Annotated in this window: 8 protein-coding genes; 1 reads left to right on the top strand and 7 read right to left on the bottom strand. The window is 63.7% G+C overall.

The genetic code is table 11. The annotated features are described in order from the left end of the window. Positions 1-41 precede the first annotated feature (41 nt). On the bottom strand, positions 42-2,972 hold the full coding sequence (locus tag APH33_RS04650) for an aminotransferase (RefSeq protein ID WP_054884027.1): 2,931 nt from the start codon (positions 2,970-2,972) through the stop codon (positions 42-44). Positions 2,973-3,164: 192 nt separating this feature from the next. Between APH33_RS04650 and APH33_RS04645 the strand changes: the two genes are divergently transcribed. After that, positions 3,165-5,342 carry a TonB-dependent siderophore receptor gene (locus APH33_RS04645; RefSeq protein ID WP_054884026.1) on the top strand — a complete coding sequence of 726 codons (2,178 nt, stop codon included), beginning with the start codon at positions 3,165-3,167 and terminating at the stop codon, positions 5,340-5,342. Between the two features lie 206 nt (positions 5,343-5,548). On the opposite strand, the gene APH33_RS04640 is transcribed toward APH33_RS04645, so the two are convergent. The 6 genes from APH33_RS04640 to APH33_RS04615 all read right to left on the bottom strand — a co-directional run bounded on the left by APH33_RS04640 (position 5,549) and on the right by APH33_RS04615 (position 14,547). Continuing rightward, on the bottom strand, positions 5,549-7,150 hold the full coding sequence (locus tag APH33_RS04640; protein ID WP_054884025.1) for an ABC transporter ATP-binding protein: 1,602 nt from the start codon (positions 7,148-7,150) through the stop codon (positions 5,549-5,551). Between the two features lies 1 nt (position 7,151). Beyond that, complete coding sequence (locus tag APH33_RS04635; RefSeq protein WP_054884024.1) at positions 7,152-8,171, bottom strand: ABC transporter permease; 1,020 nt, start codon at positions 8,169-8,171, stop codon at positions 7,152-7,154. 1 nt (position 8,172) lies between these two features. Continuing rightward, entirely contained in the window at positions 8,173-9,246 is a 1,074-nt protein-coding gene (locus tag APH33_RS04630; RefSeq protein ID WP_027919080.1) for a microcin C ABC transporter permease YejB, read from the bottom strand. Position 9,247: 1 nt separating this feature from the next. Further along, positions 9,248-11,074, bottom strand: coding sequence for an extracellular solute-binding protein (locus APH33_RS04625; protein WP_054884023.1), 1,827 nt, complete (start codon positions 11,072-11,074; stop codon positions 9,248-9,250). Beyond that, positions 11,071-12,843, bottom strand: a complete 1,773-nt coding sequence (locus tag APH33_RS04620; RefSeq protein WP_054884022.1) for an extracellular solute-binding protein — start codon at positions 12,841-12,843, stop codon at positions 11,071-11,073. Before APH33_RS04620 ends, APH33_RS04625 begins: the two co-directional genes overlap by 4 nt. A gap of 279 nt (positions 12,844-13,122) precedes the next feature. Continuing rightward, the gene (locus APH33_RS04615; RefSeq protein ID WP_054884021.1) at positions 13,123-14,547 is read right to left on the bottom strand and encodes a lytic transglycosylase domain-containing protein; all 1,425 of its coding nucleotides are present in this window, start codon (positions 14,545-14,547) and stop codon (positions 13,123-13,125) included. Positions 14,548-14,599 lie beyond the last annotated feature (52 nt).

Below are 14,599 nucleotides of genomic sequence, written 5' to 3'. Positions count from 1 at the left end.
GGCCGGAAAGTATGAACACTCGCCGGCCCGGTTGATAGCCCTTACAAGCCTTCGCCAAGCACCCGGTCAATGCTGTCGACGAAGTAGTCGACGCTGGCCCGGGTGGTGCACATCGGCGGCTTGATCTTGAGGATGTTCAGGTAGTCGCCAGTCGGCTGCATGAAGATCCCCAGCTCACGCAAGCGGTCGCACAGCAGCATGGTTTCCTCGGTGGCCGGCTCCAGGGTCGCGCGGTCGCGCACCAGCTCCAGCCCCAGGTAGAAGCCCGAGCCATGTGCCGCGCCAGCCAGCGGGTGTTTGTCGACCAGTGCCTGCAGGCGCGCCTTGAAATAGCGCCCGGTGTCGCGAGCGTTGTCCCACAGGCCTTCCTCCTGCATCACGTCCAGCACCGCCATGCCGATGCGGCAGCTGACCGGGCTGCCACCGGCCGAGGAGAAGAAGTAACCCTCGGCCTCCAGGGCCTCGGCGATCTCGCGGCGGGTGATCACTACCCCCAGCGGCTGGCCGTTGCCCATGCCCTTGGCCATGGTGATGATGTCAGGCACCACGCCCTGTTCCTCGAAGCCCCAGAAGTACTCGCCCAGGCGCCCGTAACCGACCTGCACCTCGTCGGCGATGCACACGCCGCCGCGGGCACGGACCTTGGCATACGCCTCGCGCAGGTAACCGGCCGGCAGCGAAATCCCCCCGGCGTTGCCGTACACCGGCTCGCAGATGATGCCGGCCAGCTGGCGCCCGCGGGCATCGAGGTCGGCCAGCTTGGTGTCGACGTCGCGCAGGTAATCGGCGGCCGTGTCGGCACCGCGGAAGCGGCCGCGGAAGGTGTTCGGTGCCTCCACCGGGTGCACCCAGTCCGGGCGGGTTTCCAGGGCCTGCGGGTTGTCGGCGATGGAGGTGGAAATGGCATCGGTGGCCACCGACCAGCCGTGGTAGGCCTCCAGCACGCTGAGCAGGTCACGGCCACCGCTGTAGGCCCAGGCCAGGCGGATCGCCAGGTCGTTGGCCTCGGTGCCGCTGTTGACCATGAACACCCGGTCGAAGCCTTCGGGCGCGAGGGCGAGCAGGCGCTCGGAGAACTCGGTGATGGCGGCATAATGGAAGCGTGAGTTGGTGTTGAGCAGTGACCACTGGCGCGCCGATTCGGCGACCATGCGCGGGTGGCCGTGGCCCAGCACGGCGACGTTGTTGAGCATGTCCAGGTATGACCGGCCCTGCAGGTCGATCAGGTAGTTGCGCCAGCCGCGTTCGATCTGCGGCGGCTGTGTGTAGTAGTGCTTCTGCGAGCGGGCGAAGCTGGCGTCGCGACGGGCCAGCAGGGCCTGCGGGTCGGGCAACGGTTCGGCATCGCAGTCAAAGCCCAGCAGCGCGGCAGGCGACGGGCACAGGGCCAGCCAGGCGGCAGCCTGGGACGGTGTGGCGAAGAATGGCGGCTGGGTGCGGGTGTCCAGGCACAGCTGGACACTGAGGTAGCCGCAGCTGCTGCCCAGGGATTGCCCTTTTGCCAACGCCTGGCCATCGGCCGGGGCATCTTCCAGGCCTTGCAACCACAAGGCCCAGTGGGGCGTGCGCAGGCAGCCGCGACCGTCGCCGTCGCCGTGCCAGATGCCCGCGTCGGGCGCCTGGACCGCACTGCCATTGGGCACATGCAGCTCTACGCCCAGCGCGCAGGTTGCCGGTTCTTCGGGGCGATCGATATGGGTCTGTGACAGCCGGTACTGGCCATGCAGGCTGCAGGCTGGCGCCGGTTGTGCGCTCAGCAGGTGCTGGTCGAAGCCCGGCTGTTCCCAGTTGCCGGCTTCGCAATGCGCGCTGAGCACACCCAGGTCGACGCGCTTGACCGCCAGCCCGGCCAACTCCGGTAGCAGTGGCGCACAGCCTGTCAGCGCGGCTGCGTCGACTGGCAGGCCGGCCGCCTGGAGAATGGCCGCCTCCATCAAGGCGAATGGCACGGCCGTAGCGGTATCGAAGATTTCCCATTCATGGGCGACGTTGTCACGGGTGTAGTGATTGTCCGGGTCCACGGCCAGTTGCTGCGCGCTACTCAGCACCAGCACCGCCGCACGGTTCAGCACCAGCGGCCACAGGGCACGCAGTTCTGCTTCGGTCAGCGGGTTGAGGGCCTGGTAGGCGCTGACTGCCGGCAGGATGCGCAGCGGGTCGCCTTCGGCATGGTGCAGCAGTGCAGCGCAGGTCACCGAGAGGTCGGCGATGCGCCAAGTGCGCGACAGGTCGCCGAAGTCGATGACACCTTGCAGTTGCCATTGGCGCTGGTCGTCGCGGGCCCACACGGTGTTGTCGTCGGTGATGTCCAGGTGCACGGCCTGGGTTGGCAGCCGCTCTGCCAAGGGCGCGAGGCGCTCGCTGGCCAGGCGCGTGGCCTGTTCGATGCGGGCGCGTTGCGTGGGGTCGTGCAGTACCGGCAGCAGGTGCGTGATCAGCGCCTGGGCATGCTGCGGGTCCCATTGCAGGGTACGCACCAGGCCTGGATGGTCGAAGTCGATCAAGGCCTTGTCGAGCCGTGCGCACAGCCTGCCCAGTTCAGCTATCAGACGCGCCGGCATGTGCTTGAGGCGCGTCACTGGCTGGCCGTCAATGTAGTCGAGCAAGCGTACCCGCAGGGGTTGCCCGTCGATGGCCACTGCCAGCAAGGTGTCACCATTTTGTGCCGCTTGCACGGCGGGCACCGGCACGCTCTGCTCGCGCAGGTAGGCGAGGGCGGCGTGCTGCGCCTGCAGTTCGACCTCGGCGTAGCTGCCGTGACAGGCCTTGAGCACGAAGCGGCCTTGCGCGGCGTCCACGCGCAAGTTCAGGTCCTGCTGGCTGCCCAGCGCCGTCAAGTCGCCATCCAGGCCGTAATGCGTCCGCAGCAGCGCATGCGCCTGAGCTTCGCTAAGCGCAGGGCTGGGCAGGGCGGAGCGCTGGATCAGCGTGTCGAGGGCAGGGGAGGCGGGTTTTTTTTGTGGGCTGGACATGAGCTCTACCGTTGTTGCCGGGGTTGACGAAAGCGAATCTATTCCCGATATGGCTGATGATGAAAGATGATCGTGATCAGAATTTTTGATAGATGATGGCGCTTTGCCTTGTAGCTAGGGTTGATGTTTGAATTTGGGAAGCATTACCATTTGCTCTTGTCTTCTCAATCCAATGCCATCAGGACTTACACCATGTCGTCCCGTTTTCCGTCACGCCCAACATTGTTGGCGATTTGCTGTTCCTTAACCCTGATGGCGCAAGCTGCCGAGCCGATCCAGCTGGAAGCGACGGACGTCAATGCCGATGCCTTGAAAGCCCAACCCGGCGCGTTGCCCGAGGCGTTCGCTGGCGGCCAGGTCGCCCGCGGTGGCCAGATGGGTGTGTTGGGCAACCAGGACTACATGGATGTGCCGTTCACCATGACCAGCTATACCTCCAAGCTGATCGAAGACCAGCAGGCTGAGGACATCGGCGACGTATTGGCCAACGACCCTTCGGTGCGCGAGTCGTTCGGCTTCGGCAACCAGTCCAAGGTCTTCATCATCCGCGGCCTGCCGCTGGCGGGGGACGACATTTCCTTCAACGGCCTGTACGGCATCCTGCCGCGTCAGATCATGTCAACTGACGGTGTCGAGCGGGTCGAAGTGTTCAAGGGGCCCAATGCCTTTCTCAACGGCGTGAGCCCGACCGGCACCGGCCTTGGCGGCAACGTCAACCTGCAGCCCAAGCGTGCGGGCGATGAGCCGACCCGTCGCTACACCCAGGACATCAGTGCTGATGGCCGTATCGGCGAGCACCTGGATATTGGCCAGCGTTTTGGTGAAGACAACCGCTTCGGCGCCCGGCTGAACCTCAGCCAGCGCGAAGGTGAAACCGCCATCGACGACCAGGACCAGCGCACCAAACTGTTCACCGCAGGCCTGGACTACCGCGGTGACAACTTCCGCGTATCGACCGACATCGGATACCAGAAGCAGCGCATCAACCACTTGCGCAACTCGGTGCGCCTGGGCGGTACCACGACCAAGGCCCCGACCGCGCCAGATGCCGACCACAACTACGGGCAGAGCTGGAGCTACAGCGAATCGGAGGACACCTTCGGCATGGCCCGTGGCGAATGGGACCTGAACGACAGCTGGACCGCCTACCTTGCCGGCGGTGCCCGCCACAGCCGCGAGCACGGCACCTATGGCACCCCGGTGCTGGTCGGCAACAGTGGCGCGGCCACCATGACCCCCTCCGATATCGTTCATGTTGAGGACAACACCAGCTTCAGTACTGGCCTGAATGGTCGCGTGCAGACCGGCCCGATCAGCCACCAGATCGCCGTGGGCGCCAACACGATGTGGACCCAGGCCGCAAACGCCTACACCTTCTACTTGCCGATCAGCACCAACATCTACGACACGGTGCAGCGGCCAAAACCTGGCAACGTCACCAGCTGGGGCGGTGACATGGGCGACCCGGGTGTGACCGGCAAGACGCGTGCGCGCAGCATTGCGATTTCCGACACGGTCGGCCTGTTCGACGACCGCCTGCTGCTGACCTACGGCTTGCGTCGCCAGCAATTGCGCGTGGAAAACTACTTCTATGACGGCACCTCCAGGCTCCCGAGCGCGGATGGCAGCCGTAACGGCGACCCTTACGACAAGTCGATCACCACACCGGTGTACGGCATCGTGTTCAAAGCCACTGACAGTATCTCGTTGTACGCCAACCGCATCGAAGGCCTGGCCCAGGGCGCGACAGCGCCGAGCAATGTATCGAACGCCAACGAGATGTTCCCGCCTGGCCGCACCAAGCAGCTCGAGGCCGGCATCAAGTTCGACCGCCTGACCTATGGCGCGAACCTGGCCGTGTTCCGTATCGAGAAACCGTCAGACGGCTACACCTTGAACGACGTCTTCATCCGCGATGGCGAACAGGTGAACAAGGGCCTGGAACTGAGCCTGTTCGGCGAGCCCGTCGAAGGCCTGCGCCTGATGGCCGGTGGCACGCGTATGACTTCGGAGCAGAAGAACACCGCCAATGGCACCAACGATGGCAACCACGCCATCGGCGTGCCGACCTTCCAGCTCAATGCCAGCGTCGACTGGGATGTGCCGGGCGTGCCGGGGTTGGCGCTCAATGCGCGGATGCTGCGCACCGGTGGCCAGTTCGTCGATGCGGCGAACAACGTCAGCCTGCCGACCTGGAACCGCTTCGATGCCGGCGCACGCTACAAGCTGAAAGTGGCGGAGAAGGACCTGACCCTGCGGGTCAACGTCGAGAACCTGACCGACAAGAACTACTGGGCTTCGGCCAACGGTGGCTACCTGACCCAGGGTGATCCGCGTCTGGTCAAGTTCTCTGGCACCATCGATTTCTGATAATCCGGGCCTACGCGGTTCCGTGTGGGAGCGGGCAAGCCCGCGAAGAAGGCGACGCGGTGGATGGCACCGGCTTTGCCGGTGTTCGCGGGTTAACCCGCTCCCACAGGTACTGCGCAAGCCTTCAGGCTAATGGTTATCCCTGCGGGAGCGGGCATGCCCGCAAAGAGGCCCGTCCGCAGCGATGCCATTCCGGATCTACGCCTTCAGACATCCCCTAAAAACGCTGCCTCCAACAATTGTTTCGTATAAACATGTTGCGGTGCGTGGAAGATCTCCCGCGCTTCCCCTTGTTCCACCACATGCCCATGCTTGATCACCATCAACTGGTGACTCAGTGCTTTCACCACCGCCAGGTCATGGCTGATGAACAGGTACGTCAGGTTGTACTTGGCCTGCAGATTGCGCAGCAAATCCACCACCTGCCGCTGCACCGTGCGGTCGAGCGCCGAGGTCGGTTCATCCAGCAGAATCAGTGCCGGCTTCAGCACCAACGCCCGGGCAATGGCGATGCGCTGGCGCTGGCCACCGGAAAACTCATGCGGGTAGCGATGGCGGGTGCGCGGGTCCAGCCCCACTTCCTCCAGCGCCGCAATGATCGCTGCCTCCTGTTCCGCCGGCGTGCCGATCTTGTGTATCCGCAAGCCCTCGCCAACGATATCCGCCACGCACATGCGCGGGCTCAGGCTGCCGAAGGGGTCCTGAAACACCACCTGCATTTCCCGCCGCAGCGGCCGCACTTGCTTCTGGTTCATCCCTTCGAGCTGTTGCCCATGAAAGCGGATCCCACCCTGGCTGGAGATCAACCGCAGAATCGCCAGGCCCAGTGTCGATTTGCCCGACCCGGACTCGCCGACTATGCCCAGCGTCTGCCCCTGGGGCAGGCTGAAGTTGATGCCGTCCACCGCCTTCACATGGTCCACCGTCTTGCGCAGCAACCCCTTCTTGATCGGGAACCACACCTTCAGGTCATTCACCTCCAGCAGCGGCGCCCCTACCGGGTTATGCGCCGGCAACCCGCTGGGCTCGGCGTTGATCAGCATCTGCGTGTAGTGATGCTGCGGTGCGCTGAACAGCGTGGTGCACTCGGCCTGTTCGACGATCTGCCCGCGCTGCATCACGCACACACGGTGGGCGATGCGGCGCACCAGGTTGAGGTCGTGACTGATCAGCAGCAGGGCCATGCCTAACTTCGCCTGCAGCTTTTTCAGCAGGTCGAGGATCTTCAACTGCACGGTCACATCCAGCGCCGTGGTCGGCTCATCGGCGATCAACAGCTCGGGCTCGTTGGCCAGGGCCATGGCGATCATTACCCGCTGGCGCTGGCCGCCGGACAGCTCATGGGGCAGGGCCTTCAGGCGCTTGCGCGGTTCGGGGATGCCGACCATTTCCAGCAGCTCCAGGGTTCGCGCAGTGGCTTGCTTGCCAGTCAGGCCCTTGTGCAGCAGGAGGATTTCATTGATCTGTTTCTCGATGCAGTGCAACGGGTTCAGCGAGGTCATCGGCTCCTGGAAGATCATCGCGATGCGGTTGCCGCGAATGCGCTGCAGGGCCTTTTCGTTCTGCTGCAGCAGATCTTTGCCCTCATAGCGGATGCTGCCACTGGGGTGGCGCGCCAGTGGGTAGGGCAGCAGCCGCAGAATCGAGTGTGCGGTGACGGATTTGCCCGAGCCGCTTTCGCCGACCAAGGCCAAGGTCTCGCCCTTGCGGATGTCGAAGCTGATGCCGTCAACCACTCGGTTGACGTGTTCGCCGGTGACGAACTCCACGGCCAGGTCACGCACTTCGATCAGGTTCTGTTCACTCATATCACTTCCTCGGGTCGAAGGCATCGCGGGCGGATTCGCCGATGAACACCAGCAGGCTGAGCATGATCGCCAGCACGGCAAAGGCGCTGATGCCAAGCCACGGGGCTTGCAGGTTGGACTTGCCTTGCGCTACCAATTCACCCAGCGACGGCGCGCCAGGGGGCAGGCCGAAGCCGAGGAAGTCCAGCGCGGTCAGGGTGCCGATGGCACCAGTGAGGATGAACGGCATGAAGGTCATGGTCGAGATCATCGCGTTGGGCAGGATGTGCCGATACATGATCGCGCCGTTGCGCATCCCCAGGGCGCGGGCCGCGCGCACGTATTCCAGGTTGCGCCCACGCAGGAACTCGGCACGTACCACGTCCACCAGGCTCATCCACGAGAACAACAGCATGATGCCCAGCAACCACCAGAAGTTGGGCTGCACGAAGCTGGCGAGGATGATCAACAGGTACAGCACTGGCAGGCCGGACCAGATTTCCAGGAAGCGCTGCCCGGCCAGGTCGACCCAGCCGCCGTAGAAGCCCTGCAGGGCACCGGCAATGACGCCGACGATGGAACTCAACACCGTCAGCGTGATGGCGAACAGCACCGACACGCGGAAGCCGTAGATCACCCGCGCCAGCACGTCGCGGCCCTGGTCGTCGGTGCCCAGCCAGTTGTCGGCCGAGGGTGGCGCCGGGGCCGGTACGCGCAGGTCGTAGTTGATGCTCTGGTAACTGAACGGGATCGGCGCCCAGACCACCAGGCTGTCCTTCTTCTGCAGCAGGTCGCGGATGTACGGGCTCTTGTAGTTGGCCTCCAGCGGGAATTCACCGCCAAAGGTGGTTTCCGGGTAGCGCTTGAACGCCGGGAAGTACCACGAGCCTTCATAGCGCACGGCAATCGGTTTGTCGTTGGCGATCAGCTCGGCACCCAGGCTCAGGCCGAACAGGATCAGGAAAAGCCACAGCGACCACCAGCCTCGGCGGTTGGCCTTGAAGCGCTCGAAGCGCCGGCGGTTGAGGGGGGACAGGGCCATGTCAGTGCTCCCGGCTGGCAAAGTCGATGCGTGGATCGACCAGGGTATAGGTCAGGTCGCCGATCAGTTTCACCACCAACCCGAGCAGGGTGAAGATGAACAGGGTGCCGAAGACCACCGGGTAGTCGCGGTTGATCGCCGCTTCGAAACTCATCAGGCCCAGGCCATCGAGGCTGAAGATCACCTCGATCAGCAGAGAGCCAGTGAAGAAGATGCCAATGAATGCCGATGGGAAGCCGGCGATCACCAGCAGCATGGCGTTGCGGAACACATGCCCGTACAGCACGCGTGGCCGGCTCAGGCCCTTGGCCTTGGCGGTGACCACGTACTGCTTGTTGATCTCGTCGAGGAAGCTGTTCTTGGTCAGCAAGGTCATGGTGGCGAAGTTGCCAATCACCAGGGCGGTGATCGGCAACACCAGGTGCCAGAAGTAGTCGAGCACCTTGCCGGTGGTGGACAGCTCGTCGAAATTGTTGGAGGTCAGGCCGCGCAGCGGGAACCAGTCGAAATAGCTGCCGCCGGCGAACAGCACGATCAGCAGGATGGCGAACAGGAACGCAGGGATGGCGTAGCCGACGATGATCGCCGAGCTGGTCCAGACGTCGAAGTGGCTGCCGTGGCGTACCGCCTTGGCGATGCCCAGCGGAATCGACACCAGGTACATGATCAGCGTGCTCCACAGCCCCAGCGAGATCGACACCGGCATCTTCTCGGCGATCAGGTCGATGACCTTGGCGTCGCGGAAGAAGCTGTCACCGAAGTCCAGCGTGGCGTAGTTCTTGATCATGATCCACAAGCGTTCTGGCGCCGATTTGTCGAAGCCATACATGTGCTCGATTTCAGCGATCAGCGCCGGGTCCAGGCCCTGGGCGCCGCGGTAGTTGGAACCGGCCACCGAGACCTCGGCGCCGCCGCCGGCAATGCGGCTGGTGGCGCCCTCGAAGCCTTCGAGCTTGGCGATCATCTGTTCCACCGGGCCGCCGGGGGCAGCCTGGACGATGATGAAGTTGATGATGAGGATGCCGAACAGGGTCGGAATGATCAGCAGCAGGCGACGCAGGATATAGGCCAGCATGTCAGTTGGCCTCGTCTGCAGGGGTTTCGCCCACGGCAGGGGTGACGTTGGGCTTGATCCACCAGGTGTCGATGCCGACGTCGTACTTGGGCGAAACCTTGGGATGGCCGATGTGGTTCCAGTAGGCCACGCGCCAGGTCTTGATGTGCCAGTTGGGGATCACGTAGTAACCCCACAGCAACACGCGGTCCAGCGCCCGGCAATGGTCGATCAGGCTCTGGCGCGAATCGGCGTTGATCAGCTGTTCCACCAGTTGGTCGATGGCCGGGTCGCGCAGCCCGATGAAGTTGCGGCTGCCCGGGTTGTCGGCGGCGCTGCTGCTCCAGTATTCGCGCTGCTCGTTGCCCGGCGAGTTGGACTGCGCGAAGCCGCTGACGATCATGTCGTAGTCACGCGAGCGCAGGCGGGTGATGTACTGCGAGACATCGACGCGGCGAATGTTGAGGTCGATGCCCAGGTCGGCAAGGTTACGCTTGAATGGCAGCAGGATGCGCTCGAACTCGGTCTGCGCGAGCAGGAACTCGATCACCACCGGCTTGCCCTGGGCGTCGACCATCTTGTCGTCGACGATCTTCCAGCCGGCTTCCTGCAACAGCTTGTAGGCCTTGCGCTGTTGCTCGCGGATCATGCCGCTGCCATCGCTGACCGGGTTGTGGAAGGCCTCGCTGAAGACCTGATCAGGAACCTTGCCGCGCAGCGGCTCGAGGATCTTCAGCTCATTGGCGCTGGGCAGGCCGCGGGCAGCCATTTCCGAGTTCTCGAAGAAGCTGCCGGTGCGGGTGTAGGCGCCGTTGAACAACTGCTTGTTGGTCCATTCGTAGTCCAGCAACTGGCTCAGCGCCTCGCGCACGCGCACGTCCTGGAACAGCGGGCGACGGATGTTGAAGACGAAGCCCTGCATCCCGGTGGGGTTACCGTTGGGCAGCTCTTCCTTGATCAGGCGGCCTTCACGAACGGCCGGCACGTTGTAGGCGCTGGCCCAGTTTTTTGCGCTGACTTCCAGGGCATAGTCGAAGGCACCGGCTTTCAAAGCTTCCAGGGCGACGGCGGTGTCGCGGTAGGCGTCGAAAGTCATGGCGTCGAAGTTATAGAAACCGCGGTTGATCGGCAGGTCCTTGGCCCAGTAGTCCTTTACCCGCTCGTAACGGATGCTGCGCCCGGCCTTGACCTCGGCAACCTTGTACGGCCCGCTGCCCAGCGGGATTTCCAGGTTGCCGCGGTTGAATTCGCGGTTTTCGTACCAGTGCTTGGGCAGCACTGGCAGCTGGCCGAGGATCAACGGCAGCTCGCGGTTGTTGTTGTGCTTGAACCTGAACAGCACCCGCAGCGGGTCTTCGGCAACCACTTCGGCGACGTCGCCGTAGTATTGGCGGTAGAGAGGGGCGCCATCCTTGATCAGGGCATTGAAGGTGAACACCACATCCTCGGCGCGCATCGGGTGGCCATCGTGGAAGCGCGCTTCGGGGCGCAGGTAGAAACGCACCCAGCTATTGTCCGGGGCTTTCTCGATCTTGCCGGCGACCAGGCCGTACTCGGTGAACGGCTCGTCCTGGCTCTGACGCATCAGGGTGTCGTAGATGATGCTGATGTTTTCGGCTGACACGCCTTTGTTGATGAACGGGTTGAGGCTGTCGAAGCCACCGAAGCTGGACTGGCGGAAGGTGCCGCCTTTGGGCGCGTCGGGGTTGACGTAGTCGAAGTGCTTGAAGTCGGCCGGGTATTTCGGCGGCTCGTCGTAGAGGGTCAGCGCGTGTTGCGGCGCCGCCAGCGCGGGCAGGCTCAGGCAGGCGAACAGCAGGCTGCAGGCCAGGCGATGCGTCGGCTTCATTGGGCTTTCTCCGAAGACTTTAGCCACCAGGTATTCAGCCCGAGGGTATAGGGCGGCGTGGTGACGAAGGCGAACCGGTTACGGTAGGCCAGGCGGTGATTGTCGAGGTACCAGTTGGGAATCATGTAGTACTGCCATGACAGCACGCGGTCCAAGGCGCGGGCGGCGGCGACCTGGTCATCCCGGGTGCGCGCTGCCAGCAGGGTGTCGAGCAGGTGGTCGACCACCGGGTCCTTGACCCCCGCATAGTTCTTGCTGCCCTTGGTCGAGGCCTGGCTGGAATGGAAGTACAGCCACTGTTCAAGGCCCGGGCTCAAGGTCTGGTTCAGGGTCATCAGGATCATGTCGAAGTCGAACTGGTCCAGGCGTTGTTTGTACTGGGCACGGTCCACGGTGCGCAAGCGCGCCTCGATGCCGATGCTGGCCAGGTTTTCGACATAGGGTTGCAGGATGCGTTCGAGGCTCGGGTTCACCAGCAGCAATTCCATGCGCAATGGCTGGCCCTTGGCGTTGACCAGGCGCTGGCCGTCGAGCTTCCAGCCGGCCTGGTTCAGCAGGCCCAAGGCCTGGCGCAATGTCTGGCGACCGATGCCGCGCCCATCGGTGTGGCTGACCTGAAAGGGCTGGGTGAACAGCTTGTCGGGCAACTGGTCGCGGAACGGCGCCAGCAGCAGCCATTCCTTACCGGTGGGTACGCCGCTGGCCGCGAACTCGCTATTGGGGTAGTAGCTGGTGGCGCGGCGGTAGGCGCTGCCGAACAGCGCACGGTTGGTCCACTCGAAGTCGAGCATCAGGCCCAGAGCCTGGCGCACCCTGGGGTCGCTGAAGGCAGCCCGGCGGCTGTTCATGAACAGGCCTTGGGTCTGGGTGGGGATGCGGTGCGGGATCTGCGCCTTGATCACTTCGCCACGGCGCACAGCCGGGAAGTTGTAACCGTTGGCCCAGTTCTTGGCCTGGTGCTCGATATAGATGTCGAACTCACCGGCCTTGAATGCTTCGAAGGCCACGGTGGCATCGCGGTAGAACTCGAATTCGACGTGGTTGAAGTTGTACTTGCCGCGGTTTACCGCCAAGTCCTTGCCCCAGTAGTTCTTCACCCGCTCGAACACCAGGCGGCGGCCAGGCTCGACCTGGGTGATGCGATAGGGCCCGCTGCCCAGCGGCGGCTCAAAGGTCGTGGCCTCGAAGTCACGCTTTTGCCAGTAGTGCCTGGGCAATACCGGCATCTCACCCAGGCGCAGAATCAACAGCGGGTTGCCGGCACGCTTGAAGACGAAGCGGATGCGCAGCGGGCCGAGGATATCGACCCGCTGCACTTCCTGCAGGTTGGTGCGGTAGATCGGGTGGCCTTGCTTGAGCAGGGTGCGGTACGAGAAGGCCACGTCGGCTGCGGTGATCGGCGCGCCGTCATGCCAGCGTGCTTCCGGGCGCAGGTTGAACACCACCCAGCTGCGGTCCTCGCTGTACTCCACCGAGCGGGCGATCAGGCCATAGCTGGAGGTGGGCTCGTCACCGGACGGGTCGTACTGGCCGGTGCCGACCATCAGCGTTTCGTTCAGCTCGCTGACGCCGTATTGCAGGAAGTTCGGCGTGGTGACCGGGCTGGTGCCCTTGAAGGTATAGGGGTTGAGCGTATCGAAGGTGCCGAATGCCATGGCCCGCAAGGTGCCGCCCTTGGGCGCTTGCGGGTTGACCCAGTCGAAGTGGGTGAATGTGGCTGGGTACTTGAGCGTGCCGAACTGCGCGTATCCGTGGCTTTCGCTCACCATCGCGACGGCGGGGAAGCTCAAGGCCAGGCTGAGTGACAGCAGGAGGGGACGTATCAAGTCGGCATCCGATCCAGAGGCGTTGGGCTTTGGTCGGGGTACAGTAACAGCTTGCCGGGTATGGAAAAAGAGAAGGAGTAGGGGAATTACCGTGGGCTTTTTTTCAGGTCCATTCGCGAGTAGACCCGCTCCTCCAGATATTGCACTGGCTTCGAATCCTGCGCTGCACCTGTGGGAGCGGGTTTACCCGCGAATGGGCTGCACGGCAGCCCCAGCCTCGCCTTAATGGGACAGGTAGACGGTCAGCGTCTGGCCTGGCTTGAGTGCATGCCCGCTGCGTGGGTTCCAGCGCTTGAGGTGCTGCATCTCGACATTGAAACGTTTGGCTACAAGATACAGCGAATCACCCTTGCGCACCTTGTACTGGGTGGAGCGCTGCCCCGAGGCTGCCACGCGGTTGCCCGCAGCGCTCGGGGCGCTGCCGCCGCGCAGGGCCAGGACCTGGCCGGCTTTCACACGGTTGCCCGGCAATTTGTTCCAGCGCTGGATGTCCTTGACCGCAACGCGATTGGCCTTGGCGATGCTGCTCAGGCTGTCGCCACGCTTGACCCGGTAGCTGCGCGCGGCAGGTGCGTTGGCTTCGGCCACGGCGGCGGCGAACACGGCCTTGTTCGGTTGCAGGCTGACCAGCTGCTCGGGCTTGAGGTTGGACAGGCTGTCGCTGAGCAGTTGCGCTTTGGCGGTCGGAACCAGCAGCTGCTTGGGGCCATCGACGGTCATGCGTTTCTTGAAGGCCGGGTTGAGCTGGATCAGTTCGTCTTCGTCGATGTTGGCGAAGGCGGCGACCCGCGACAGGTCGAGGCGGTCGTTGATCGCCACGGCTTCGAAGTAGGGCTCGTTGGCGATCGGCGTAAGGTTCACGCCATAGGCTTCAGGTGTGGAGACCACTTGCGACAGTGCCAGCAGCTTGGGCACGTAGTCACGGGTTTCCTGCGGTAATGGCAGGTTCCAGTAATCGGTGGGCAGGCCAAGCTTCTCGTTGCGCTCGATGGCGCGGCTGACAGTGCCTTCGCCGGCGTTGTAGGCCGCCAGTGCCAGCAGCCAGTCACCGTTGAACATGTCGTGCAGACGGGTCAGGTAGTCCAGCGCGGCGTTGGTCGACGCGGTGATGTCGCGACGGCCGTCATAGAAGTTGGTCTGGCGCAGGTTGAAATGACGACCGGTGGCGGGCATGAACTGCCACATGCCCGCTGCACTGGCGCGCGAGTAGGCCATGGGGTTGTAGGCGCTCTCGATCGCCGGCAGCAGTGCGAGCTCCAGCGGCATGTCGCGTTCTTCGAGGCGTTCGACGATGTAGTGCAGGTACAGGCTGCCACGCTCGCCGGCGCTCTCGAGGAACGTCGGGTTGCTGGCGAACCACAGGCGTTGCTGCTCGATGCGCGGGTTGACGTCGATGTTGTCCTGCAGGGCGAAACCCTGACGCATGCGCTCCCACACATCCTGCGGCGGTTCGGCAGGCTTGACCGCCAGCGGCGAGGGCTTGTGCTTGATCCGGGCCTGGTAGTTGTGCGCGCGAACGCTGTCGGCTTCATCGAGCTGACGGGTACTCTGGCAACCCACCAGTGTGGCGGCCAGCGCCAGCGCACTGATTTGGGCCAGGCGCGTCAGGGCGACTGAATGAGCGGTTCTGCGGCTACGTGAAGACATCGGCTGACACAGGTTTCCGAGCGAAAAATTTCGGCGATTCTAGAAACCGCTC

It is taken from the genome of Pseudomonas sp. NBRC 111130, assembly GCF_001320485.1.
Taxonomy (GTDB): domain Bacteria; phylum Pseudomonadota; class Gammaproteobacteria; order Pseudomonadales; family Pseudomonadaceae; genus Aquipseudomonas; species Aquipseudomonas vlassakiae.
The sequence above is the reverse complement of the archived record's forward strand: the minus strand, read 5'-3'. Positions and strand labels throughout refer to the sequence as shown.